Source organism: Serratia inhibens (genome assembly GCF_003591175.1).
In the GTDB taxonomy this organism is placed as follows: domain Bacteria; phylum Pseudomonadota; class Gammaproteobacteria; order Enterobacterales; family Enterobacteriaceae; genus Serratia; species Serratia inhibens.
Map to the genome: position 1 here is coordinate 227,204 of NZ_QYYG01000003.1, position 24,444 is coordinate 251,647.

At 56.6% G+C, this 24,444-nt stretch carries 21 protein-coding genes, 2 tRNA genes and 1 CRISPR repeat array (1 of these 24 running past the window's edge); of the genes, 2 read left to right on the forward strand and 21 right to left on the reverse strand.

Annotated features, from left to right (window positions below; translation table 11 throughout):
- Positions 1-258: direct repeats of the CRISPR family, unit length 29 nt; unit sequence CGGTTTATCCCCGCTGACGCGGGGAACAC (it extends 381 nt beyond the left edge of the window).
- A 178-nt stretch (positions 259-436) separates the two neighbouring features.
- The 3 genes from D4100_RS13890 to D4100_RS13900 are packed head-to-tail and all read right to left on the reverse strand — an operon-like array spanning position 437 to position 3,680.
- On the reverse strand, positions 437-1,576 hold the full coding sequence (locus tag D4100_RS13890; protein WP_119804616.1) for an ABC transporter permease: 1,140 nt from the start codon (positions 1,574-1,576) through the stop codon (positions 437-439).
- The gene (locus D4100_RS13895) at positions 1,573-2,727 is read right to left on the reverse strand and encodes an ABC transporter permease (RefSeq protein WP_119804617.1); all 1,155 of its coding nucleotides are present in this window, start codon (positions 2,725-2,727) and stop codon (positions 1,573-1,575) included. Before D4100_RS13895 ends, D4100_RS13890 begins: the two co-directional genes overlap by 4 nt.
- Positions 2,709-3,680, reverse strand: coding sequence for an HlyD family secretion protein (locus tag D4100_RS13900; protein WP_119804618.1), 972 nt, complete (start codon positions 3,678-3,680; stop codon positions 2,709-2,711). Before D4100_RS13900 ends, D4100_RS13895 begins: the two co-directional genes overlap by 19 nt.
- Before the next feature lie 224 nt (positions 3,681-3,904).
- Between D4100_RS13900 and D4100_RS13905 the strand changes: the two genes are divergently transcribed.
- The gene (locus tag D4100_RS13905; RefSeq protein WP_193395138.1) at positions 3,905-4,918 is read left to right on the forward strand and encodes a luciferase-like monooxygenase; all 1,014 of its coding nucleotides are present in this window, start codon (positions 3,905-3,907) and stop codon (positions 4,916-4,918) included.
- Positions 4,919-4,962: 44 nt separating this feature from the next.
- Here D4100_RS13905 and D4100_RS13910 read toward each other — a convergent pair whose 3' ends face one another.
- Complete coding sequence (locus tag D4100_RS13910) at positions 4,963-6,405, reverse strand: MFS transporter (RefSeq protein WP_119804619.1); 1,443 nt, start codon at positions 6,403-6,405, stop codon at positions 4,963-4,965.
- A 121-nt stretch (positions 6,406-6,526) separates the two neighbouring features.
- On the opposite strand from D4100_RS13910, the gene D4100_RS13915 reads away from it, so the two are divergent.
- Positions 6,527-7,393, forward strand: a complete 867-nt coding sequence (locus D4100_RS13915) for a helix-turn-helix transcriptional regulator (RefSeq protein ID WP_065505785.1) — start codon at positions 6,527-6,529, stop codon at positions 7,391-7,393.
- 27 nt (positions 7,394-7,420) lie between these two features.
- Here the strand turns inward: D4100_RS13915 and yedF are convergent, their stop codons facing one another.
- From yedF to folP, 17 genes are all read right to left on the reverse strand, one after another.
- Entirely contained in the window at positions 7,421-7,660 is a 240-nt protein-coding gene (gene yedF, locus D4100_RS13920) for a sulfurtransferase-like selenium metabolism protein YedF (protein ID WP_004952879.1), read from the reverse strand.
- Positions 7,657-8,871 carry a selenium metabolism membrane protein YedE/FdhT gene (gene yedE, locus D4100_RS13925; protein WP_065505784.1) on the reverse strand — a complete coding sequence of 405 codons (1,215 nt, stop codon included), beginning with the start codon at positions 8,869-8,871 and terminating at the stop codon, positions 7,657-7,659. Before yedE ends, yedF begins: the two co-directional genes overlap by 4 nt.
- 147 nt (positions 8,872-9,018) lie before the next feature.
- Positions 9,019-10,995 carry a DEAD/DEAH family ATP-dependent RNA helicase gene (locus D4100_RS13930; RefSeq protein WP_065505783.1) on the reverse strand — a complete coding sequence of 659 codons (1,977 nt, stop codon included), beginning with the start codon at positions 10,993-10,995 and terminating at the stop codon, positions 9,019-9,021.
- Complete coding sequence (yrbN, locus tag D4100_RS26065) at positions 10,985-11,065, reverse strand: protein YrbN (RefSeq protein ID WP_096335046.1); 81 nt, start codon at positions 11,063-11,065, stop codon at positions 10,985-10,987. The genes D4100_RS13930 and yrbN overlap by 11 nt, the downstream gene beginning before the upstream one ends.
- Positions 11,066-11,181: 116 nt before the next feature.
- Entirely contained in the window at positions 11,182-12,066 is an 885-nt protein-coding gene (gene nlpI, locus D4100_RS13940) for a lipoprotein NlpI (protein WP_065505782.1), read from the reverse strand.
- A 128-nt stretch (positions 12,067-12,194) separates the two neighbouring features.
- The gene (pnp, locus tag D4100_RS13945; RefSeq protein ID WP_065505781.1) at positions 12,195-14,318 is read right to left on the reverse strand and encodes a polyribonucleotide nucleotidyltransferase; all 2,124 of its coding nucleotides are present in this window, start codon (positions 14,316-14,318) and stop codon (positions 12,195-12,197) included.
- A 256-nt stretch (positions 14,319-14,574) separates the two neighbouring features.
- On the reverse strand, positions 14,575-14,844 hold the full coding sequence (gene rpsO / locus D4100_RS13955; protein ID WP_004933502.1) for a 30S ribosomal protein S15: 270 nt from the start codon (positions 14,842-14,844) through the stop codon (positions 14,575-14,577).
- A 123-nt stretch (positions 14,845-14,967) separates the two neighbouring features.
- Positions 14,968-15,912 carry a tRNA pseudouridine(55) synthase TruB gene (gene truB, locus D4100_RS13960; protein ID WP_065505780.1) on the reverse strand — a complete coding sequence of 315 codons (945 nt, stop codon included), beginning with the start codon at positions 15,910-15,912 and terminating at the stop codon, positions 14,968-14,970.
- Entirely contained in the window at positions 15,912-16,322 is a 411-nt protein-coding gene (rbfA, locus tag D4100_RS13965) for a 30S ribosome-binding factor RbfA (protein ID WP_065505779.1), read from the reverse strand. Before rbfA ends, truB begins: the two co-directional genes overlap by 1 nt.
- 68 nt (positions 16,323-16,390) lie before the next feature.
- Positions 16,391-19,078 carry a translation initiation factor IF-2 gene (gene infB, locus D4100_RS13970; RefSeq protein ID WP_065505778.1) on the reverse strand — a complete coding sequence of 896 codons (2,688 nt, stop codon included), beginning with the start codon at positions 19,076-19,078 and terminating at the stop codon, positions 16,391-16,393.
- A 24-nt stretch (positions 19,079-19,102) separates the two neighbouring features.
- Entirely contained in the window at positions 19,103-20,611 is a 1,509-nt protein-coding gene (gene nusA, locus D4100_RS13975; protein ID WP_004952855.1) for a transcription termination factor NusA, read from the reverse strand.
- A 21-nt stretch (positions 20,612-20,632) separates the two neighbouring features.
- Positions 20,633-21,085, reverse strand: a complete 453-nt coding sequence (gene rimP, locus D4100_RS13980; RefSeq protein ID WP_004952852.1) for a ribosome maturation factor RimP — start codon at positions 21,083-21,085, stop codon at positions 20,633-20,635.
- 216 nt (positions 21,086-21,301) lie between these two features.
- A tRNA-Met gene (locus tag D4100_RS13985) sits at positions 21,302-21,378 on the reverse strand.
- 60 nt (positions 21,379-21,438) lie between these two features.
- Positions 21,439-21,525, reverse strand: a tRNA-Leu gene (locus D4100_RS13990).
- A gap of 77 nt (positions 21,526-21,602) precedes the next feature.
- Positions 21,603-21,938, reverse strand: coding sequence for a preprotein translocase subunit SecG (gene secG, locus D4100_RS13995; protein ID WP_006317502.1), 336 nt, complete (start codon positions 21,936-21,938; stop codon positions 21,603-21,605).
- Positions 21,939-22,189: 251 nt separating this feature from the next.
- Complete coding sequence (gene glmM / locus D4100_RS14000) at positions 22,190-23,527, reverse strand: phosphoglucosamine mutase (RefSeq protein ID WP_006317501.1); 1,338 nt, start codon at positions 23,525-23,527, stop codon at positions 22,190-22,192.
- Between the two features lie 7 nt (positions 23,528-23,534).
- On the reverse strand, positions 23,535-24,368 hold the full coding sequence (folP, locus tag D4100_RS14005; RefSeq protein WP_006317500.1) for a dihydropteroate synthase: 834 nt from the start codon (positions 24,366-24,368) through the stop codon (positions 23,535-23,537).
- Positions 24,369-24,444 lie beyond the last annotated feature (76 nt).

Here is a 24,444-nt window from a genome sequence, read left to right on the forward strand (position 1 = left end):
GACGCGGGGAACACTTCGATTACCGGCGTTATCTCGACCAGCAGGGCGGTTTATCCCCGCTGACGCGGGGAACACCTGTATGCTACTGCCCCATATTTGGAAACCGACGGTTTATCCCCGCTGACGCGGGGAACACTCCTTCCCCCACACCCCATCCCGATCACCCCCCGGTTTATCCCCGCTGACGCGGGGAACACAATGTCACCGGACTGGTATTGTTTCTGCAGGTCGGTTTATCCCCGCTGACGCGGGGAACACACTAAAACTATCTAACTGAATTAATTGTATTTTTTAAGACTATAAAATTCCACCAACAATTAGGCCATTTTGAAAAAACCTAACCACTTGATATTTAATAAATAAAAAACCACGTATGTGCAAAAATACAAATTCACCGAAAACTCTACTATCGCGACGATACTACAACCGCCCCACGCTATGCACTCCGCTTGCGAAACAGGCTGCGCAACGCCACGCTGTTGCGTATAAAACCTACGCCTACGCCCAGCAAGGTGTAAATAATCCCCAGAACCAGCAGCATCACCACATCGCCCCACACTTCGTTAAGCGACAAGCCCATCTGGTTAACCCCGGCGATCGCCTTGGTGGCCCAGGTGGAGGGGATGCAATAGGAAATGGTCCGCACCCAGCCCGGCATCGCCTGCAGCGGCCAGATGGTGCCGGAGAGGTAGAATATCGGCGTGGTGATAAACGCCAGCGTCAGGTAGATCATCTCGACGCTGCGCAGGCATTCGGTGACCAGCTTGCCTAGCCCCAGCACCGCCAGCAGGAACGGGAAGGTCAGCAACAGAATTTCCGGGATGCCCGCCGTCTGGCGGTAACCCAGCACCCACGGCCACAGCACAAACAGCACGATCGACAAGAATAACCAGATCGGCAGCAATGCCGTCAGCCCGCCCAGATGCGCCGCCAACGGTGCTTTACCGCCCGGCGTACTCTTCATGGCGATGCTGACGCGTATGCAGGCGATCAACAACGAGTGCTGCAACAGCATGACCAGCAGGCCGGGGAAGATGATTGCCGCAAAGCTGATGCCGGGGTTGAACACGTCCAGCGTCTGCCCGACGATCGGCGTCAGGATCACCTGCGCCTGGCGTTCGCTGAAACCGCTGCGCAGTAGCAGTCCGGTGTTGTACTGCCCCAACAGCTGTTGGTAAGCCGCCACGACATCCTGCTGGATCTGGCCGTTGGCCAGGCGATTGGTCGCGTCGCCGTACACCGGCACCACGATATTCTGCCCGCTCAGGATCTTCTTCTCCAGATCCACCGGCATGATGATCACCGCAAACAACTTGCGCCAACCAAGGTCACGCTGGGCCTGCTCCTGGCTGTCGTAGGTCTGGATCGCGATTTTCGAGGTGGCGTCCAGTTGGCGGATCAACTGGCGGCTGGCGGTGCTGTGATCCTGATCGACCACGCCCACCGGCAGATCCCACACCGTGCGGTTGGCATACACCATACTCATGATACACAGCGACAGGATCAGCATCAGCCACATCGGCCGTTCCAGCATGCCAAGCAGCACCCGGACAAAGGTTTGCCAATAGATCTTCATCCCGCTCCCCCTTCCTTCAGCAACCGCTGCAGCAGCCGATTACGCACCAGCAGCGCGGTAACCAGCGGATAGACCGCCAGCAGCGCACAGACGCTGAAGATGGCACTGGCCGGCACCTGGCGCAGGAACACGTCGAACATGGCGTACAGCGCGTGGGTCAGCGGCTCGATATTGGAGATAATACGCGCCGGCAGCGGCATCGACAGCTCCGGCACCGCCATGCCCGAGAAGGTCAACGCGATACTCACCAGAATGCCGATCAGGCTGTAGGCGGTGATAGTGCTGCCGGTAAAGGTAAACAGCAGCAGGCCGACGCTCTGCGCCGCCATCACGTAGAAAAAGCCGATCATCAGCATAAACAAGGGATTGCCGCTGACGCGGGCGTCAAAAATACCCACCAGCGCCGCGATCTCCACCATCAGCAGGCTGGTGAAACACAGGGTGTAAGGCGCCAGTTTTCCAAGCAGCGCCAGGCTGAACGGCCTGGCCTTCAACAGCGACTTGCTGCGCGCCAGCACGTAGATCATGCAGGTCACCACAAACAGCTGCAACAGGTGGATGGTGGCCGCGAACTGCTGATAGTAAATATAGCTGCCGCTGGCGTTGAACAAACTGCCGTACGACAGCGTGACGTCCGCCAACGGCGGCAACGTTTTACCCATCTCGCCGGCGATGATGCTGCGGGTGCCGGCGTTGATTTCGGTCATCAGGCCGCTGAAATCCTGAGTGGAATACAGCCCGGCGCCGTAAAACAGCGCGTTGTAATACATCACCACGCTCGGCTGTTTGCCCGCCAGCGCGTTGGCTTCGAAATCCGGCGGCACGTACAGCAGCGCATAATCCTGCGCGCTGCGCAGGCGGTGCAGCGATTCATCCAGCCCGCCATCGTAGGCTTCTACGTGGGCGTGGGAGCCGGCATCCAGCCTGCGGATCAGCGATTTGGACAACGAGCTGTGATCGCTGTCCACCACCGAGACCGGCAGATCGAGCAAGGTGCCTTCCGAAAAGTTGCTGCTGATCAGGCCAAACAGCATCAGCGGGAAGATCCAACTCAGCCAGTGCACCACCGGGCTGCGAAAGGCGATGCGACATTCGTTGTCAAACGCGTGGCTGAAGCAACGCCAACCGGCCTTTACTCTTTCCATAGCCATAGGCTGCTCATCCCCGGACGCAAACCGTCCACCGGCTGTGACGGATACAGGCGCACTTCAAAGGTTTTCAGATCAAAGTCGCCGGTGGCGCGGGTGGCACGTTTGGTGGCGTAATCGCCCAGCGGCGCGATGTAACGTACTTCGGCCTCAATCATTTTGTTCTGCAGCGCCGGCACCCGCATTTGGATCTTATCGCCTTTGCGCACATGGGCCAGAATGTCCTCGCGCAGGTTAAACACGAAGTAGGCGTCCGGTACGCGGATCAGCGTCACCAGCGGGCTACCGGCATTCAGCAGTTCACCCACTTCCGCCGGGATCGGCCCCACTTCGCCGTCCACCGGCGCTAAAACCCGCAGATCGTCGGTCTGGGCTTTCACTTCCAGCAGATTCTCTTCCGCCGCCCGCAGCGCCGCAGCGTATTGCTGCCGCAGTTCGATCCGGTCGCCGTTGACGCCTTCGTCCAGATTGGCCTTGGCGGCCTGTACCTGTTGGAAAGCGGTATCGCGCGAACGGCGCGAGCTGTCCAGTTCGGACTTCGAGATATAGCCTTTGCCGGCGACGCTCAGGTTGCGATTGTAATCATTCTGCGCATTGCGGTATTCCGCCTCGGCCTGCGCCAGGCTGGCGCGCAGATTGCGGATGCTCTCTTCACGCGTGCCATGCAGCGACTGATCAAGCTGCGCTTTGGCCTCATCGCGCGTCGCCTGCGCGGAACGCAGCTGCGCCATCAGTTCCGGGCTGTCGAGCTGGATCATCGCCTGCCCGCCCTTTACGTCGTCGCCGCGCTCCACCAGGCGCTCGATCATCCGCCCCTTGGCTTTGGAGGCCACAATAACTTCCGGTGCATCCACCTCGCCCTGCAACAGCAGATCCTGATTATGCGCGCGGAACAATATCGCCAGAGCGATCGCCACCACCATCAACAACAGGGTAAACAGCGTCTTTTTTTTCATTATTCAGGCTCCCTGAACGGTAAGCGGCAGGTGGGGATCATCACGTCCATATTTTAATACACTCTAAAAAGACCATTTTTCTAATAAGGATATCACAAGCACATATATCCTCTTTTATAACCCTAAATTGGATTATGCTTTTAACGCTAAAGCACATTCGACTTTGTAGTTTGCAGACTCCTGCAATCGCCCTTTAAGCGATCACTCCTCTGATGGACGATGTCATGACTGAAAAAACCGCAGTACCGCTTTCGGTACTGGATTTATCCCCCATTCCGCAAGGGGCCAAACCGCGCGATGCGTTTCACGCCTCTTTAGATTTAGCACAGCATGCCGAAAAGTGGGGCTATCAGCGCTATTGGTTGGCGGAACATCACAATATGACCGGGATCGGCAGTGCGGCCACCTCGGTGCTGTTGGGCTTTCTGGCCGCCGGCACCCAGAGTATTCGCCTCGGCTCCGGCGGCGTAATGCTGCCCAACCATGCACCGCTGGTGATTGCCGAACAGTTCGGTACCCTGGAATCGCTGTATCCGGGGCGTATCGATCTGGGCCTTGGCCGTGCGCCCGGTACCGATCAGCGCACCATGATGGCGCTGCGCCGCCACCTGTCCGGCGAAGTGGATAACTTCCCGCGTGACGTGCAGGAGCTGCAGCATTATTTCTGCGATGCACAACCGGGCCAACCGGTGCAGGCCGTGCCGGGCCAGGGTTTGCATGTGCCGATCTGGCTGCTGGGTTCGAGCCTGTACAGCGCCCAGCTGGCGGCGCAGCTCGGCCTGCCGTTCGCCTTCGCCTCCCACTTTGCACCGGAAATGCTGTTCCAGGCACTGAAGCTGTATCGTGATAACTTCAAACCTTCCGAACAATGTGCACAGCCGCATGCCATGGTGTGCGTCAACGTGGTGGCCGCCGACAGCGACGAAGACGCCCGCCGGCTGTTTACCTCAATGCAGCAGCAATTCATTAACCTGCGCCGCGGTTCGCCGGGCCCGCTGCCGCCGCCGGTGGACAATATCCACGCACTGTGGAGCGCCGGGGAGCAATACGGTGTCGATCAGGCGTTGCGCATGTCGATAGTCGGTAATGAAAGTACCGTTCGCCACGGGTTGCAGGCGCTGCAGCGTGAAACCGGCGCGGATGAAATCATGATCAATGGCCAGATCTTCGATCATCAGGCGCGGCTGCATTCGTTTGAGATTGTCGCCGGAGTGAAAGGTGATGTGGTGAAAGGCTAAATGAAGGGTGGGGGAAAGGGCTTCCCCCACGTTTAACCGGGCCGTCAGGCCTGTCTTGCCGCGTCCCGTGTCTGCCGGCGGCGATCGGCCCGCAGAAACAGCAGCGTGCGGCTCAGCAATACCAGCATCAGGCAAAATTCGGCGGCCACCGCCACCAGCACCGCATTCAGGTAATTACCGGGCGCCAAATGCAGCATCTGTACCAGCAGCGTGCCCAGCAGGATCGGCCCCAGCCCCAACGCCGTCTGTTGTACCGTAGCCAGCATGGCACTGCCGGAGCCGGCGTGCTCTGTCGGCACGTCAGACAGGCCGATACGGAAGAAACTGCTGACGATAAACGCCTGCCCGAAGCCAATCAACACCGTCGCCGGGATCAAATTCCACACCCCCGGATGCGGCCAAACCAGTTTCAGCGTCAACATCAGCGCCAGCAGACCCACCATCTGGATCAGGCAGCCAAACATCAGCGTCCGCACCTTGCCGAAGTGTTCCACCACCGTGCTGCTCAGCAGCGACGAAATGAAATAGGCCGCCCCCAGCGCGATAAACGCATTGCCTGACTGGAATGAGCTCAGCCCCGCGCCGGACTGCAGCGTCAGCGCCATCACAAACATAAAACCGCTCCAGCAGGAGAAGAACAGGATGGCGATCACCAGCCCGAAGCGCACGCTCGCCAAGCGCAGCAGCGCGGGTGGCAACAACGGGAAATTACGCCGTTGCTCCTGCCGCCGTTCGACCCGCCACAATAGCCACAACAGCGGCATGCTGGCCGCCAACAGCACCAGACAAGGCCACGGCCAGTGCCATACCGGCCCCAATGCCAGCGGGAACAGCAGGCAGGCGATGGTCAATCCAAGCAACAACGTGCCCGGGAGATCGACAGTCACCCGCTTCTCCCCGCGGGTATTCGGTACCCAGCGATGGGCGCAGGCCAGCACCAACAGGCATACCGGAATATTAATCAGGAATACGCTGCGCCAGCCGCTGCCGGCAATATCCAGGGTGATCAACAGCCCGCCCAGCACTTGGCCGACGATAAACGCCAGCCCACCGATAGCGCCGTACATTCCCAATGCCTTGGTATGTTCGCGGCCCCGCAAGCACACGTGTATGGTGGCCAGGATTTGCGGCACGATAAACGCCGCGCCAACCCCCTGCAGCACCCGAGCCACCAGTAACAACCAGACGGAGTTCGCCAACCCGCACATCAATGAAGCCACGGCAAATATTCGCACGCCCCACAGGAACAGGTTGCGCCGCCCCAGGTTATCCCCCAGGCGGCCGCCCATCGCCAGGCAGACGGCGAACGCCACGCCATAGACCGCCACGATCAGTTCCAGCTGTGCCGGGCTGGCCCCCAGCGACTGTGCTATCGCATCCAGCCCGACATTGACGATGGAAAAATCGATCATCGGCAGCAACTGCCCCGCCAACAAAATAATCAACCCCGCGCGGCCCAGCCTGGCCGCAGTTGATGGTGCGCTCATTGTTCTCATCCATTGTGTTAACCCAGGAATGTGATTAGCATCACCTTTAAAGTAAACGGGTACCAGTTCTTGATTATCATGGTATAAAAACTACCGGTCTCGTTGCAGGAGGAAATTATTCATGCCCGTAACTACCCGCATTACCGCTACCGTTCACGCCGATAACCGCAAGCTGCTGGGCGCTTTTCTGCGCACGCGCCGCGAGAGTCTGGACCCCAACCGGCTGGGGCTTGCGCGCATGCGTCAACGGCGCACACCCGGCTTGCGCCGTGAAGAAGTCGCGCAGTTGGCCGACGTCGGCATCACCTGGTACACCTGGCTGGAACAGGGGCGGCCGATTCAAGCCTCACCAAAAACGCTGACCGCTATCGCCAATGCGCTGCAATGCAACGAAGCGGAAACTCATCACCTGTTCAGGCTGGCGGGGCAAAGCTTGCCGGCGGCCACGCAAAGCGGCGGCTGCGAGCAGTTATCGGTGTACGGGCAAAAAATTCTTGATCAGCTCGACCCGCTGCCGGCGATCATTTCCAACGCACGCTTCGATATTCTGGGGTTCAACCGGGCCTATTGCCTGCTGATGGGCGTCGAACTGGCCGAACTGCCGCCGGAAGATCGCAACTGCATCTATTTGGCGTTCACCCACGAACACTGGCGTGCCAGCCAGCTGGACTGGGATGAGGTCATGCCGAAAATGGTGGCGCTGTTCCGCGCTCAGATGGCAGAGCACTTGGGCGAACCGATCTGGGAGGCGCAACTGGCGCGCTATATGGCGGTTTCCGAGGATTTCCGCACTATCTGGGAACGGCATGAAGTGCGCAGCATCGACAACAACGTCAAACGCTTTCGTCACCCTTTGGTGGGAGTGATGAGTCTGCGGCAAAATAACTGGTGGTCGGCGCCGCGCAACGGCGACCGGATGCTGGTGTACGTGCCGGCAGATGAGCAGAGTGAACGCCGCCTGCATCAGTTGACCGGCGGCGCGGAGTAACCTTGGGCGGCACAAGCCGCCCTGGCGTTAGCGTTGGATAAGATAGCGGATGGTCGGGCCGTCCTGCTGGATATCCAGCACCTTGTAGCCGTGGTTACGCGCGTCGAGCGGGATGTTATTGATCGACTGCGGGCAATCGCTGATCACCTCCAGAATTTCCCCCGGTTTCAGCTGCGGCATCGCTTCCAGCGTCGCCACCGCCGGGTAGGGACAAGGCTCGCCGAGCATGTCCAGCCGGTAATCCGGCACTATCGCCGCCTGTTTCATGACACTCTCCTTAAATTAACCACCTGCGCGTCCGGCCTGGCACGGAAAAAGCGTTTCTCCCACCACAGCATGGCGACAAACGCCAGCGCCAGCAGCAGGTAAGTGACCAGCAGGCCACCGGTCGGCCCGAAGGTATCCAGCAGGTTGACCTTGTCGTAATCGGTGGCCAGCGCCGGGGCCAAATCGTCCCAGTAGTAAGCCAGCAGCGTGGCACCGATGATATTGCCCAGCCCGACCCACCAATAATGCACCTGCCCTTCTACCGCACGGTACATCCAGCCGGTCTCGCAGCCGCCGGCCAGTACGATGCCGAAACCGAACAACAGCCCGCCAATCACCGCATTGGGGCCGGCCCACATGATTTTAGGTGCGACGCCGAGCTGCACGTAACTGAAAATACCGATGGCGCTGACCGCCATGCCGATAATGATCGCTTTCGCCATGTGGGTGCGGCCGGTGATCCACAAATCGCGGAACGCCGAGGTGAAGCAGATCTGCGCGCGTTCAATCAGCAGGCCAAAGCCGATGCCAAACAGCATGGCGATACCCAGCTTCGGTGCATCAAACAGCGTCCATAGCGACCAGGCAAGCGACAGGCAGAAAATCACCATGCCCAGCCGGAAACGGCGGCGCGCCTGGTCTGGTTTTTGCGTCAGCGGCGCGGCAGCCTGCACTTTTTGCAATTTCACCGGGATACGGAACAGCGGCAGCAGGGTAAATTTGGCGCCAAAGTAAGAGCCGGCTGCGGTCGCCAGCGCGAAGAACCAGGCGTGCAGCGAGAACTGCGGAATGCCGGTAAAAAACGCCGCCAGGTTACACCCCATTGCCAGCCGTGCGCCAAAGCCGGCGATAATGCCGCCCAGCAGTGCCTGCACAATGCGAATGCGATGCTGCGGCCGGCGTAGCTTGATGTTGTTGGCCCACAGCGCGGCGGCGATGCAGCCGGCGAACATACCGATGATCATCCGGCCATCGATGCGTTGCAGCGGCGTACCCTCAAGGCCGATAACCTTAAAGTAACCCCATTGCTCAGGATGCAGGCCGAACGCCTGCAACAGGTGGCCGCCCCAGCGGGTAAATTCGCCGGTTACCGCCCAGAAAGTGCCGGTCATGCCGAAGTAGTAAGTCGAGAGTATCCCGGCGGCAATCACCGCCGGCAGTGGCGCCCAAAAGCGCACCAGGTATTGAGATTTAAATTGCTGCCAACTCATGGCATCTCCTGTGCGTAGTATCCATAAGAAAAAACCTTATAAAGGATACGCCATTTAACCGCGCTTAACGGCAAATTTCAGGCATAAAAAAACCAGCCCGAAGGCTGGTTTTTCAGTGTGATTAACCGCGAACGGCTAAATCAGACGTTATGCATCACCGAAACGGCGACGTGGTGCAGCCGGAGCGGCATCATCACGGCGCGGTGCGCGCTGGCCGTCACGGTTGAAGTTACCGCCACGACGTTCGCCACCGGCGTTGGCGTTACCGCCTTCGCGACGCTCATTGAAAGAACGACGTGGAGCACCGGCGCCGGCACCTTCACGACGTTCGCCGTTGAACGGACGAGCACCGCCACGACGCTCGCCACCGGCACCAGGAGCCCCGCCTTCGCGACGCTCACGACGTTCATGCGGCTGTGCATCGCCCAGCAATTGCATGTTCATCGGCTTGTTCAGGATGCGGGTACGAGTGAAGTGAGACAAGATCTCGCCCGGCATGCCTTTTGGCAGTTCGATGGTGGAGTGGCCGGCAAACAGCTTGATGTTACCGATATAACGGCTGCTGATGTCGCCTTCGTTGGCGATCGCGCCAACGATATGACGAACTTCCACACCGTCATCACGGCCCACTTCAATGCGGTACAGCTGCATTTCGCCAACGTCACGACGTTCGCGACGCGGACGCTCAGCGCCACCGTCACGGCTGTCTGGACGCGCTTCACGACGACGGTCGTTGCCACGATCGGAGCCACGCTCGTCACGGTCGTTGAACTCACGACGTTGACGCGGCTTGAACACCGGATCCGGTGGCAGAATCAGAGGACGTTCGCCCTGCGCCATTTTCAGCAGTGCTGCGGCCAGGGTTTCCATTTCCAGCTCTTCTTCCGGCTGCAGTTTAGCCAGCAGTGCGCGGTACATGTCCAGATCGCTGCTTTCCAGCTGTTGCTGTACTTTAGCGGCAAACTTGGCCAGACGACGCTCACCCAGCAGCTCTGCATTTGGCAGTTCAACTTCTGGAATGGTCAGCTTCATGGTGCGTTCGATGTTGCGCAGCAGGCGGCGTTCGCGGTTTTCCACGAACAGCAGCGCGCGGCCGGCGCGACCAGCACGACCGGTACGGCCGATACGGTGAACGTAAGACTCGGAATCCATAGGGATGTCGTAGTTCACAACCAGGCTGATACGTTCAACGTCCAGACCACGAGCGGCAACGTCGGTCGCGATCAGGATATCCAGACGACCGTCTTTCAGACGCTCCAGGGTCTGCTCACGCAGTGCCTGGTTCATGTCACCGTTCAATGCGGCGCTGCTGTAACCGCTGCGCTCCAGCGCTTCAGCCACTTCCAGGGTCGCGTTTTTGGTACGTACGAAGATGATCGCCGCATCAAAGTCTTCAGCTTCCAGGAAACGCACCAGCGCTTCGTTCTTGCGCATGCCTTGCGCAGTCCAGTAGCTCTGGCTGATGTCCGGACGGGTAGTGATGCTGGACTGAATGCGCACTTCCTGCGGATCTTTCATGAAGCGACGGGTAATGCGACGGATCGCTTCCGGCATGGTTGCAGAGAACAACGCGGTCTGATGTTCAGCCGGGATCTCCGCCATGATGGTTTCTACGTCTTCGATAAAGCCCATGCGCAGCATTTCGTCGGCTTCATCCAGCACCAGACCGCTCAGGTTAGAGAGGTTCAGCGTGCCGCGTTTCAGGTGGTCCAGCAGGCGGCCTGGGGTACCCACTACGATTTGTGGGCCCTGACGCAAGGCGCGCAGCTGTACGTCGTAACGTTGGCCGCCGTACAGGGCAACAACGTTAACGCCAGTCATATGTTTAGAGAAATCAGTCATCGCTTCAGCAACCTGAACCGCCAGTTCGCGGGTCGGTGCCAGCACCAGAATCTGTGGTGCCTTCAGGGAAGCGTCAAGGTTGTGCAGCAGTGGCAGCGAGAACGCTGCAGTTTTACCGCTACCGGTCTGTGCCATGCCCAGCACATCACGGCCGTTCAACAGGTGAGGAATACACTCAGCCTGGATCGGTGACGGTTTTTCGTAGCCCAGATCGGTCAGGGCAGAAATGATAGGAGCGGACAGCCCCAGGTCAGCAAAAGAGGTTTCAAGCTCAGTAGTCATGTACACGTGCCTCATTAATAATGGCAGCCAGTCTACATAACTCGTCGAGAAAATTTTCAGTCATTTTCATTGAAAAGTGTGAACCGGCTCAAATTAGATTATAAAACGAACAAAAAAGCCCTCGCCCGCTAAGGCGATAACTTTGGCAAAAAACCAATGTATATCAGGCTGATAGTTGTTCGTCAGCTATTGCTGGTCCGATTCCGATAGGTCGTCTTGTTCTTGGCCCAACAGCGCCAATTCCAACAATGCATAGCGGTGCTCAACGAAATTATGAACGTTGTTAGCAACCGTCAGTTTGAACAGCGCCGAAGCGGTGTCCTTGTCCCCCAGACTCAGGTAGTGTTTACCCAAATAGAAGTCAGTTTCACTGAGATGCTCAGCGAGCGAAGTGTTATCCGTTGCCTCTGCCTTGAGCCTTTCCATCAGCGTTTTTTCACTGATGTTGCCCAGGTAGAATTCGACAATATTCCATCCCCATTGCCCTCGGTTCGCTTTGTCATAACGCTGCTGGAGCGCTACGTCAGCCTTCTTGGGATCGATTTCTCTTTCCACAAGATACAGCCACAACGAACGGAAGGGATCGTTTGGGTCGTCTTGATAAAACGCCTGCAGATCATCCTGCGCCAACGGGAAGCGGCCGCCATAATACAGTGCGATGCCCCGGTTTAAACGCGCGTAATTGTAAGTTGGATCAAGCTCTAGTACAGAATCAAACGCTTCATAGGCAGCATCAAAATTGCCTGCCTGCGTTAAGTAAATGCCCAGGTAGTTGAAAACTTCTGGCATATCAGGACGTATCGCCAGCGCTTGCGAGAAATCATTGCGCGCCAGTGCACGTAGCCCGAGGCTATCATACAGCACACCGCGCTCATATAAAAGCTGCGCACGCTCATCGTCCGTCAGTGCCCGGCTGGCAAGTATTTGTTCCATGCGCGCCAGGATCACTTCCTGCTGCAGAGTTGGCTGCAACGGGATCGCCAAAACTTCGTCTTTACGCCAATCATGGTTGCTGCATCCTGCCAGCATGAGTGCTGTCGCAACGTAACACCAGCGCAAGAAAGGCTTCATTTCCCACTCCCGAAGACAAACATTGGATGAACGTCCTGTCATCCGTTTGCTAATACGCAGGCATCCTACCCGCGCGATACGAACAGCTCCCAACCCCATGGCAGGGAGCTGTAAATCTATCTATACAGTTATTCTGCTTCAGGCGCAGGTGCAGACGAGTCTGCTTCTGGCGCTGTAGCTTCTTTGATGCTCAGACGCACACGGCCCTGACGGTCAACTTCCAGTACCTTAACCGGTACTTCCTGACCCATCTGCAGATAGTCGGTCACTTTCTCAACGCGCTTGTCAGCGATTTGAGAGATGTGCACCAGACCTTCTTTACCGCCGCCGATCGCCACGAATGCGCCGAAATCAACGATACGGGTAACTTTACCCTGGTAAATACGGCCCACTTCGATCTCTGCGGTGATCTCTTCGATGCGGCGGATAGCGAACTTGGCTTTCTCACCGTCGGTAGCAGCAATTTTAACCGTACCATCATCTTCGATTTCGATGGTAGTGCCGGTCTCTTCAGTCAGCGCACGGATGACTGAGCCGCCTTTACCGATCACGTCTTTGATCTTGTCCGGGTTGATTCGGATTGTGTGGATACGTGGTGCGAACTGAGAGATATCGCCACGCGGAGTGCTGATAGCCTGTTCCATTACGCCCAGGATGTGCAGACGCGCGCCCTTGGCCTGGTTCAGTGCCACCTGCATGATTTCGCGGGTGATGCCTTCAATTTTAATGTCCATCTGCAGCGCGGTAATACCGTCACGGCTACCGGCTACTTTGAAGTCCATGTCGCCCAGGTGATCTTCGTCACCCAGAATGTCGGACAGAACGACAAAGTTATCTTGTTCTTTAACCAGGCCCATTGCGATACCCGCAACAGCTGCCTTGATTGGCACGCCTGCGTCCATCAGCGCCAAAGAGGCACCACAGACAGAAGCCATTGAAGAAGAACCGTTGGATTCGGTGATTTCAGAAACCACACGCACCGTGTACGGGAAATCTTCCGGTTTAGGCATCATAGCCAATACACCGCGTTTCGCCAGGCGACCGTGACCAATTTCACGACGTTTAGGCGAACCCACCATACCGGTCTCACCTACGGAGTACGGAGGGAAGTTATAGTGGAACAGGAAGCTGTCGGTCTTCTCGCCCATCAGCTCGTCCAGATTCTGCGCGTCACGGGCGGTGCCCAGCGTTGCGGTAACCAGAGCCTGAGTCTCGCCACGGGTGAAGAGTGCGGAACCGTGGGTACGCGGCAGCACGCCGGTGCGCACGTCCAGGCCACGGATCATGTCTTTTTCGCGGCCGTCGATACGCGGCTCGCCACGCAGCACGCGGCTACGTACAACGTTTTTCTCAACGCTGCCCAGGATGTCCTGAATTTCAGACGCGTCCAGGGTTTCGTCCTGCGCCAGCAGGGCTTCAACTACGCTGCTCTTGATCGCATCTACCTGAGCGTAACGCTCTTGTTTCTCGGTGATGTGATAAGCGTCGCCCAGACGGCTTTCCGCCAGTTCCGCAACGCGCGCGTGCAGCGCTTCGTTGATGGCAGGCGCCTGCCAGTCCCACTTGGGCTTGCCGGCTTCGGCAACCAGGGAGTTGATGTTTTCGATAACAATCTGCTGTTGCTCATGGCCAAAGACCACCGCGCCCAGCATCTGATCTTCGCTCAGAACGTCAGCTTCGGATTCAACCATCAGCACTGCGCCAGCGGTACCGGCAACCACCAAGTCCAGGCTGCTTTCTTTCAGCTCGTCGGTAGTTGGGTTCAGCACGTACTGATTGTTGATGTAACCCACGCGTGCAGAGCCGATTGGGCCGTTGAACGGAATACCGGACAGGCTCAGGGCAGCAGAGGCGCCGATCATCGCAACGATGTCCGGGTTTACCTGCGGGTTAACGGAAACTACGGTCGCGATCACCTGAACTTCATTCAGGAAGCTGTCCGGGAACAGTGGACGGATCGGACGGTCAATCAGGCGCGAGGTCAGGGTTTCGCCTTCGCTCGGACGGCCTTCACGACGGAAGAAGCTGCCCGGGATACGACCAGCAGCGTAAGTACGCTCCTGATAGTTAACGGTCAGCGGGAAGAAGCTTTGGCCTGGCTTGGCTTTTTTCTGGCCAACTACGGTAACGAATACTGCGGTGTCATCCATGCTCACCATAACGGCGGCGGTGGCCTGACGAGCCATCATACCGGTCTCGATGGTGACGGTATGCTGGCCATACTGGAATTTGCGAATGATCGGTGTCAGCAAAATTATATCCTTGATTAACGGCGCGCAATCGTATTGACGACTCGACACGCCAGTGACTCGATTTGCCTTCTCACTACATCCTCGCGACTAATGACAATCCTTATCTCAAGCCTGAGACAAAGCCTCTCATTAGCCGCGCGAACCTCTGTAACGGAAGAACCTGTTTGGAAACATCAGTAATACATTAACCTGATTTGCTTATGCTTCCTAGAAGAAAGGGGCCAAAATAGGCCCCTTTCCGCTGAAACTTGCTAGATTAGCGACGCAGACCCAGACGCTCGATCAGGCTGGTGTAACGTGCTACATCTTTACGCTTCAGGTAATCCAGCAGCTTACGACGCTGAGAAACCATACGCAGCAGACCACGACGGCTGTGGTGATCTTTTTTGTGCTCTGAGAAGTGGCCTTGCAGATGGTTGATCTGCGCAGTCAACAGGGCAACCTGAACTTCGGTAGAACCGCTGTCGTTAGTACCACGACCAAAATCAGCTACGATTTGAGCTTTAGCTTCAACACTTAGAGACATTGTCATACTCCAGATTATAGATAATAAATACAGGCGCCGATCTCTAATTCAGCAACCCAATGCATAAGCTGCGCCATTCTACTCTTAGCGCAGAGCGATCGCAAGGCAGTGCGTTTTCCAGCCTCAGTCGAAATGTTCGACTACCAGGCGGCGCGGCGCTACGCGACCGTCATCGGCAATGTCACCGACGCCGATAAATTTACGCTCTTCACCTTCGGTCATTCGCACCATGCCCGAGGCCGGCGCGCCGGCAACTTGTACCGGTTGCCCCTGCTTGACGTAACCCGCAACCACCGGCAGCAAATTCACTTCCGGGTAGTTTTCTACCGGGCTGTCCATCGGCATCAGCAACGGATCGAGCAACTCGCCAGGCGCGATATCCTGTGCCTGGGCCTGCTCCAGCAGCGAATTCAACTGTTCAAGCGTGACCATGCGTTCGATTGGATAAGTCGCTACCTGCAGGCGACGCAGATAGATCACGTGCGCGCCGCAGCCCAGCAATTCGCCGAGATCATCGGTGATGGTGCGGATGTAGGTGCCTTTCGAACAATGGATTTCCAACTCCAGCTCATCCCCTTCCCAGCGAATGAACTGCAGTTCATATACCTTGATGCTGCGCGCTTCACGCGGTACTTCGATACCCTGGCGTGCATACTCATAGAGTTTCTTGCCCTGGTACTTCAGCGCCGAGTACATCGACGGCACCTGCTTGATATCGCCACGGAAACTGTCCAGTGCCGCATCAAGTTGCGCCTGGGTGAAATTCACTGGACGCTCTTGCACAATCTGGCCGTCCGCATCCGAGGTGTCGGTACGCTGACCCAGCCTGGCAATGACACGATAGCGTTTATCGGAATCGAGCAGGAATTGCGAGAACTTGGTCGCCTCGCCCAGGCAGATCGGCAGCATGCCGGTCGCCAGCGGATCGAGCGCGCCGGTGTGGCCCGCGCGATTGGCGTTATAAAGGCGTTTCACTTTTTGCAAAGCGTCGTTGGACGACAGACCCTGCGGTTTGTCCAGCAACAGTACGCCGTGAATATCACGGCCGCGGCGACGAGGGCGACTCATTAAGCCTCCTCGTCATCGCCTGATGCGGAACGGCGTTCGGCGTCGTTTTTCACCACGTTAGTCACCAGGTTGGACATGCGCATGCCTTCTACCAGTGAGTTGTCGTATGCGAAGGTCAGTTCAGGCACCACGCGCAAGCGCATGGCTTTACCCAGCAGCGTACGGATGTAGCCGGAAGCGTCTTCCAGCGCTTTAATGCCTTTAGACACCAGATCCGGATCGGCGTTTTCAGTCAGCACGTTCAGGAAGGTGACGTAAACCTTGGCGTACGCCAAGTCGCGAGAAACTTCTACACCAGAAACGGTAGCCATGCCGATACGCGGATCTTTGACTTCACGCTGCAGAATGATAGCAATCTCTTTTTGCATCTCTTGTGCCACGCGCTGACCGCGGCTGAATTCTTTTGCCATTATGGATTCTCCAGACAAATCGGGGGGCACAAGGCCCCCCGGAACAGACTTAAGCAGATGTGCAAGCGTTAAGCGATGGTGCGTTGAATCTCAATGATTTCGAACACTTCGATCATGTCGCCGACGCGCACGTCGTTGTAGTTCTTAACGCCGATACCACATTCCATGCCGTTACGGACTTCGTTAACGTCATCTTTAAAGCGGCGCAGGGATTCCAGCTCGCCTTCATAGATAACCACGTTGTCGCGCAGAACGCGGATTGGGTTGTGACGCTTGATTGTCCCTTCGGTAACCATACAACCTGCGATGGCACCGAATTTCGGTGATTTGAACACGTCGCGCACTGCGGCCAGACCGATAATCTGCTGCTTGTACTCAGGCGCCAGCATACCGCTCATCGCCTGCTTCACTTCGTCGATCAGGTTATAGATCACGGAGTAGTAACGCAGATCCAGGCTTTCTGCATCGATCACGCGGCGCGCAGAAGCGTCGGCACGGACGTTGAAGCCCAGGATGATGGCATTGGAAGCCGCTGCCAACGTAGCGTCGGTTTCGGTGATGCCCCCTACGCCGGAGCCAACAATCTTCACTTTCACTTCGTCGGTAGAGAGTTTCAGCAGTGATTCGCAAATCGCTTCACAGGAACCCTGTACGTCGGACTTCAGTACGATGTTCAGCTCGGAAACTTCACCGTCGGTCATGTTGGCGAACATGTTTTCCAGTTTAGATTTCTGCTGACGTGCCAGCTTGACTTCGCGGAACTTGCCTTGACGGTACAGCGCAACTTCACGCGCTTTCTTCTCGTCACGCACCACGGTCGCTTCATCACCGGCGGCAGGAACGCTGGACAGGCCCAGGATCTCAACCGGAATAGAAGGACCAGCAGAGGTCACTTCGCGACCCAGCTCGTCACGCATCGCACGTACGCGGCCGTATTCGAAGCCACACAGAACGATATCGCCTTTGTTCAGCGTACCTTCCTGTACCAGCACGGTAGCAACCGGACCACGACCTTTATCCAGGAAGGATTCGATAACCACGCCGCTGGCCATGCCGCTGCGTACGGCTTTCAGTTCGAGAACTTCAGCCTGCAGCAGGATAGCGTTCAGCAGTTCGTCGATACCGGTACCGGCTTTCGCAGATACGTGAACGAACTGTGCTTCGCCGCCCCACTCTTCCGGCATAACGCCGTACTGGGACAGTTCCTGCTTAACGCGGTCCGGATCGGCTTCCGGCTTGTCAATTTTGTTCACTGCAACGACCAACGGCACCTTCGCTGCTTTCGCATGCTGGATAGCTTCGATGGTTTGCGGCATCACGCCGTCGTCGGCAGCAACAACCAGAACAACGATGTCGGTCGCCTGAGCACCGCGGGCACGCATTGAGGTAAAGGCTGCGTGGCCTGGGGTATCCAGGAAGGTGATCATGCCGTTGTCGGTTTCTACGTGGTAAGCACCGATATGCTGGGTAATACCACCGGCCTCGCCTGCTGCCACCTTGGTGGAGCGGATGTAGTCCAGCAGAGAAGTTTTACCGTGGTCAACGTGGCCCATGATGGTCACGACAGGTGCGCGTGACTCAGCAGCAGCACCGGTATCACGGTCGCTCATCAGCGCTTCTTCCAGCTCGTTCTCACGACGCAGGATAACTTTGTGGCCCATCTCTTCGGCAACCAGTTGCGCGGTTTCCTGGTCGATGACCTGGTTAATGGTGGCCATTGCGCCCAGTTTCATCATCGCTTTGATGACCTGAGAACCTTTAACCGCCATTTTGTTAGCCAATTCGGCTACGGTGATGGTTTCGCCGATCACAACGTCACGGTTAACCACCTGAGCCGGCTTGTTGAAGCCCTGCTGAAGGGTGCTTGGCTTACGCTTGCCTTTACCGCCACGGGTAACGGCGCGCGCTTCTTCACGGTCTGCTTTAGACTCGGAAAGCTTGTTGCCTTTCTTCTGCTTGGTCGCTTTGCCGCCACGAGTGCGGGCGCGGCGCTCGCCTTCAACTTTGGCGTCGTTTTCGTCTTCGGCTGCACGGGCGTGCTGAGAGGTGGTCACGTGGTAATCGGCTGTTTCAACTGCAGCGCTTGCCGCTTCAGCTTCAGCCCACTTCTCGCCGTTCTCTTCGGCCATGCGGCGCGCTTCTTCCGCTACGCGTTTGGCGTCTTCTTCAACCTTGCGGCGCACTTCCTCTTCCGCTTTACGTTTCAGTTCTGCGGCTTCGGCTTCACGGCGTGCTTTTTCTGCCTGAGCTGGCTTGGTCATTTCGTCGGTATGTTGATTGGTCACTTTTTCTTTTTCCGCTGAATTACGCTTAGCAATCTCCGCGGCCTCACGTTTGGCTTGGTCTTCGGCTGCGCGCTTTGCTTCTGCTTCGCGTTTCGCCAGCTCTTCCGCTGCGCGCTGTGCCTGCTCTTCCGCTTCACGCTGTGCCTGCTCTGCCGCTTCAGCCTGTTGGGCTTCTGGCGTATCGCGATTTACATAAGTGCGTTTCTTGCGGACTTCGATTTGCACCGATTTACTTTTACCGCCGGTGCTCGGAATATTCAAGGTGCTTCGCGTTTTGCGCTGCAACGTGAGCTTACCCGGCGCACTACCGTGTTCACGGTTAAGGTGCGCCAGTAAGGCTTCTTTCTCGTGCTGGGTTACAGAGTCTGTCTCAGACTTGTTAATCCCTGCATCAGCAAACTGCTGTACCAGGCGATCAACTGGAGTCTGAATCTCTGCTGCCAGCGATTTTACGGTTACATCTGTCGTCATGCTGTTCCTTCCTGCTACAGTTTATTACGCGTTGTCGCCAAACCAACAGATATTACGTGCGGCCATAATCAGCTCGCCGGCTTGCTCATCGCTAAGCCCTTCAATATCAGCCAGATCGTCAACACCCTGCTCGGCAAGATCTTCCAGCGTACAAACCCCACGCGCGGCCAGTTTAAAGGCCATGCTGCGCTCAAGACCCGGAAGGTTGAGCAAATCGTCAGCAGGTTTTTGGTCACCCAGGCTCTCTTCTTGGGCCAGGGCAAGCGTGGTCAATGCAGCTTTGGCGCGATCGCGCAACGCTTCAACCATATCTTCATCCAGACCGTCAATTTCCAGCAGCTCTTTGATTGGCACATAAGCCAACTCTTCCAGAGTAGAGAAGCCTTCTTCGACCAGTACGGTGGCGAAATCTTCGTCGATATCAAGATACTTGGTGAAGGTATCAATGGCGGCATGAGCTTCGGCCTGGTGCTTGGCCTGCAGATCGTCCGCCGTCATCACGTTCAGTTCCCAACGGTCATCGTCACGATGCTGTTTTAACAATTGGGAAGCCAAACGCACGTTTTGGCCATTACGGCCGATCGCCTGTGCCAGATTGCTGGCTTCAACGGCGATATCCATGGTGCAATTATCTTCATCAACCACGATAGAGGCAACGTCTGCCGGTGCCATGGCGTTGATGACGAACTGCGCAGGGTTATCATCCCACAGGATGATATCGATACGTTCGCCGCCGAGTTCACTCGAAACGGCCTGAACGCGCGCACCGCGCATACCTACGCAAGCGCCGACCGGGTCGATGCGCTTGTCGTTGGTTTTCACAGCAATTTTTGCACGGGAGCCAGGATCACGGGCTGCCGCTTTAATCTCAATCACTTCTTCGCCGATTTCTGGCACTTCGATGCGGAACAGTTCTTTCAGCATCTCGGCGCTGGAGCGGCTGACGAACAGCTGTGCGCCACGAGCTTCAGGACGGACGGCGTACAATATGCCGCGAATGCGGTCGCCCGGACGGAAGTTTTCGCGCGGCAGCATGTCTTCACGGCCAATAACCGCCTCGGCGTTGCTGCCCAGGTCCAGCGCAATGCTGTCACGGTTAACTTTCTTCACCACACCGGTGACGATTTCACCTTCGTGCTGGCGGAAAGCGTCAACGACCATGGCGCGTTCGGCTTCACGTACTTTCTGTACGATAACCTGTTTCGCGGTTTGGGTGGTGATACGGTCAAAGGTTACAGATTCGATCTGATCTTCAATGTACCCGCCCAACTCGATGCCTGGCTCTTCGTACTGAGCGGCTTCCAGCGTGATTTCACGCGTTGGCTGAGTCACTTCATCTACAGCGACCCAACGACGGAAGGTATCGAAATCGCCGGTTTTGCGGTCAATGCTGACGCGAACCTCAATTTCCTGCTCGTATTTTTTCTTGGTTGCGGTGGCTAATGCAGTTTCCAACGCTTCGAAAATCTTCTCACGCGGAAGGGATTTTTCGTTGGAAACAGCTTCAACAACAGCCAGAATCTCTTTATTCATCCTAGTTGCCTCATCCAAACTTTAAAAGTGGGGTACCAGGTTCGCTTTCTGGATGTTGCTCAGCGCGAACACTTCATCTTTCCCTTCCACAGTAACCGTGATCATCTCGCCATCGACAGACTTAATAATGCCCTGCCATTTGCGACGGTTCTGTACGGCCATACGCAGGACCAGGCTGACTTCTTCACCGAGGAAACGAGTATAGTGCTCAGCGGTGAACATCGGGCGATCAAGGCCAGGAGAGGAGACTTCCAAGTTGTAAGCGACTGTGATTGGCTCTTCGACGTCCAATACAGCGCTGACCTGGTGGCTGACATCAGCACAATCGTCAACATTGATGCCATTTTCACTATCAATATAGATACGGAGCGTCGATTGGCGCGCACGAATAAATTCGATGCCTACAAGCTCAAAGCCCAACGCTTCTACCGGTGCCGAAAGCATCTCTGTTAATTTTTGCTCTAATGTGGACAAGCCCACCCCCAAGACATAAAAAAAGGGCCTATAGCCCAGTGATTCTGTTGCCAAATAACAAAAAACCCCGAAAATTCGGGGCTTTATGCAACTGGACCCTGTTTGCCGCAAAGCGGCTTCGGTGCAACTTTCTAACAAGTGCCATTTTCAAATGTTGTTCGAGAAAAGCGGATTTCAATCGAAAAGTGTATTTGAAAATAAACACTTAAAGGAAAGTGGTTGCGGGGGCCGGATTTGAACCGACGACCTTCGGGTTATGAGCCCGACGAGCTACCAGGCTGCTCCACCCCGCGTCCGAAAACGTGGCAAATACTACGCCGATAATCGCAAAATTGCAAGTTATCTCTGGGATTTGGTACCGAGGATGGGACTCGAACCCACAAGCCCGTTAGGGCACTACCACCTCAAGGTAGCGTGTCTACCAATTCCACCACCTCGGTACTGATTCTTGCTGCTAACGGCTGTTATTTTATTGAGGTAACAACAACCGTTTTCAAACTCTGTTACTGCTTGCCGCTTACTGTGGGATATCGCTGCTCGGCTTGGTTGGTGCTGCCGGCGCGGTAGTCTGCTCAGATTTCACTGGCTGACCGAGGTTTTCCCACTCGCTGCCTTTCTTGCTCTGGTTGGTGCTCAGGTTGCCCAGGATCAAACTGATGACGAAGAACAGCGCCGCCAGAACAGCCGTCATGCGGGTCATGAAGTTACCGGAACCACTCGAACCGAACAATGTGCCAGACGCACCTGCTCCGAATGAGGCTCCCATATCAGCGCCTTTACCTTGCTGCAGCATAATCAGAGCAACCAGCCCGATTGAGATCAGCAGGAAAATTACCAGAAGAGCTTCGTACATAGTTGTACCCGTATCCTTGCGGCTTCACCGCGTGCCAAATGCTTCACACCCCAAAGGCTTCTTTTCTATTAAGAAGTCGCAGGCATTGTATCAAACTGCCCACTGAAGCGGGTGTGAATACTAACCAAAGCCGCTAACCCACGCAAGGGCAATTTGCAGCCGCCGGCGCGTTTGCGGAAAAAAGCACCAACAAAATTCGCAGGCTGTGTTTTCCGGGGGCAGCAAACCGCCCCCGGCTTGTCAGCGATCCGTTAACCGGCAGACTTCACTGCATCGGCAATACGGTGCGCCAACGCGGTAACCTGCTGTTCATCCTCACCTTCCACCATCACGCGGATCAAAGGTTCGGTACCTGATTTACGCAAAAGAACGCGGCCACGGCCAGCCAACTCGATTTCAACCTGCTCGGCGACTTTACGCACCTCTTCAGACTCCAACGGGTTGTGCTCGCCGACAAAACGTACGTTAACCAGGATCTGCGGCAGCAGTTTCATGCCGCTGCACAGGTCGTGCAAACTCATGCTGTTACGGACTATCGCAGTCAACACCTGCAGGCCGGCAATGATGCCATCGCCCGTCGTGGTTTTGTCCAGCAGGATCACGTGGCCGGAGTTTTCCGCACCAATGCGCCAGCCCAGCTCCTGCAGCTTCTCCAGAACGTAACGGTCACCCACTTTCGCACGGGCAAACGGGATACCAAGCTGCTTGAGCGCCAGCTCCAGGCCCATATTGCTCATCAACGTACCGACGGCGCCACCGCGCAACTGGCCCTGACGCAGCCCCTCACGGGCGATGATATACAGAATCTGGTCGCCATCTACCTTGTTGCCAAGGTGATCAACCATCATCACGCGGTCGCCGTCTCCGTCAAACGCCAGGCCGACATGCGCTTTTTCCAGCAGTACGCGTTCTTGCAGTTGGCGAACATCGGTCGCACCGCATTTCTCATTGATATTCATGCCGTCCGGCTCAACGCCGATAGCAATCACCGTAGCGCCCAACTCACGCAACACGCTCGGTGCTATGTGGTAGGTCGCGCCGTTGGCGCAGTCCACCACAATTTTCAGGCCCTTCAGGCTCAGTTCGCTCGGGAAGGTACCTTTGCAGAATTCGATGTAACGACCGGCGGCATCGATAATCCGGCTGGCCTTGCCCAATTCGGCAGATTCCACGCAGGTCAGCGGTTTTTCCATTTCGGCTTCAATGGCTTCTTCGACATGATCCGGCAGCTTCGCCCCGTCAATGGAGAAGAACTTAATGCCGTTGTCGTAGAACGGGTTATGTGATGCAGAGATCACGATCCCGGCTTCGGCACGGAAGGTGCGCGTCAGATAAGCCACCGCCGGCGTCGGCATTGGGCCGGTGAACGAGGCGGATAGCCCCGCAGCGGCCAGACCTGCCTCCAGTGCCGATTCCAGCATGTAGCCTGAAATGCGGGTATCTTTGCCGATAATGATTTTGCGGGAACCGTGACGTGCCAGCACCTTACCCGCCGCCCAGCCAAGTTTCAGCACGAAATCCGGGGTAATAGGGCTATCGCCGACTTTGCCACGAATGCCGTCGGTACCAAAATATTTGCGCTCACTCATGTCTCTGTCATCCCTTAGCTGAAAGTGTTGCCTCGACGACACGCATCGCCTCGACGGTTTCTTTAACGTCATGCACTCTGACAATCTGTGCGCCCTGCATAGCGGCGATTACCGCACAGGCCACGCTGCCGATAACCCGCTGTTCCGGGGGTACATTCAGCAGTTGTCCAATCATCGACTTACGCGACATCCCTACCAATAGCGGCAGACCAAAGTGATGAAACTCTGACAATCTGGCCAGCAGTTGATAATTGTGAGCCAAATTCTTACCGAAACCGAATCCTGGGTCGAGCAGCAATTTCTGATTTGTAATGCCGGCGGCATTGCAGCGTTCAATATGCCGTTGGAAAAATGTGTTCACATCAGCAATAAGATCGTCATAGTGCGGGGCCTGCTGCATGGTACGCGGTTGCCCCTGCATATGCATCAGGCACACCGGTAGCCCGCTTTCGGCCGCCGCAGCCAATGCGCCGGGCTCCTGCAGCGAGCGAATGTCGTTTATCAGATGCGCCCCTGCCTGCGCCGATTCGCGGATCACGCCCGCTTTAGAGGTATCCACAGAGATAAAAACTTCAAAACGCTGGGCAATCGCTTCGACTACCGGCACTACGCGTGCAATCTCTTCCTCTTCACTGACCTCCGCGGCTCCCGGCCTGGTCGACTCGCCCCCCACATCAATCATGGTCGCACCGGCCGAAATCAGCGCATGCGCATGCAACAGCGCCTGATTCAGAGTGTTGTGACGGCCGCCGTCAGAGAAAGAATCCGGGGTTACGTTGAGGATCCCCATCACTCGCGGGTGGGAAAGATCGAGAGTCATGTCTCGCACGGTTAACTGCATCGCTAATTCACCTTACTGTTGCCTGGGTCACTGCCCGCCGGGCAATAAAAAACCCCGGCATGCCGGGGTTCGATGT

Bases quoted from the DNA above. Each gene is read 5' to 3' on its own strand.
- infB (WP_065505778.1), bottom strand. From the start codon at position 19,078: ATGACGACAGATGTAACCGTAAAATCGCTGGCAGCAGAGATTCAGACT.
- D4100_RS13895 (WP_119804617.1), bottom strand. From the start codon at position 2,727: ATGGCTATGGAAAGAGTAAAGGCCGGTTGGCGTTGCTTCAGCCACGCG.
- D4100_RS13930 (WP_065505783.1), bottom strand. From the start codon at position 10,995: ATGACTACTGAGCTTGAAACCTCTTTTGCTGACCTGGGGCTGTCCGCT.
- yrbN (WP_096335046.1), bottom strand. From the start codon at position 11,065: ATGAAAATGACTGAAAATTTTCTCGACGAGTTATGTAGACTGGCTGCC.
- rpsO (WP_004933502.1), bottom strand. From the start codon at position 14,844: ATGTCTCTAAGTGTTGAAGCTAAAGCTCAAATCGTAGCTGATTTTGGT.
- glmM (WP_006317501.1), bottom strand. From the start codon at position 23,527: ATGAGTGAGCGCAAATATTTTGGTACCGACGGCATTCGTGGCAAAGTC.
- truB (WP_065505780.1), bottom strand. From the start codon at position 15,912: ATGAGTCGCCCTCGTCGCCGCGGCCGTGATATTCACGGCGTACTGTTG.
- secG (WP_006317502.1), bottom strand. From the start codon at position 21,938: ATGTACGAAGCTCTTCTGGTAATTTTCCTGCTGATCTCAATCGGGCTG.
- rbfA (WP_065505779.1), bottom strand. From the start codon at position 16,322: ATGGCAAAAGAATTCAGCCGCGGTCAGCGCGTGGCACAAGAGATGCAA.
- yedF (WP_004952879.1), bottom strand. From the start codon at position 7,660: ATGAAACAGGCGGCGATAGTGCCGGATTACCGGCTGGACATGCTCGGC.
- folP (WP_006317500.1), bottom strand. From the start codon at position 24,368: ATGCAGTTAACCGTGCGAGACATGACTCTCGATCTTTCCCACCCGCGA.
- yedE (WP_065505784.1), bottom strand. From the start codon at position 8,871: ATGAGTTGGCAGCAATTTAAATCTCAATACCTGGTGCGCTTTTGGGCG.
- D4100_RS13915 (WP_065505785.1), top strand. From the start codon at position 6,527: ATGCCCGTAACTACCCGCATTACCGCTACCGTTCACGCCGATAACCGC.
- D4100_RS13890 (WP_119804616.1), bottom strand. From the start codon at position 1,576: ATGAAGATCTATTGGCAAACCTTTGTCCGGGTGCTGCTTGGCATGCTG.
- D4100_RS13905 (WP_193395138.1), top strand. From the start codon at position 3,905: ATGACTGAAAAAACCGCAGTACCGCTTTCGGTACTGGATTTATCCCCC.
- nlpI (WP_065505782.1), bottom strand. From the start codon at position 12,066: ATGAAGCCTTTCTTGCGCTGGTGTTACGTTGCGACAGCACTCATGCTG.
- D4100_RS13900 (WP_119804618.1), bottom strand. From the start codon at position 3,680: ATGAAAAAAAAGACGCTGTTTACCCTGTTGTTGATGGTGGTGGCGATC.
- D4100_RS13910 (WP_119804619.1), bottom strand. From the start codon at position 6,405: ATGAGCGCACCATCAACTGCGGCCAGGCTGGGCCGCGCGGGGTTGATT.
- nusA (WP_004952855.1), bottom strand. From the start codon at position 20,611: ATGAATAAAGAGATTCTGGCTGTTGTTGAAGCTGTTTCCAACGAAAAA.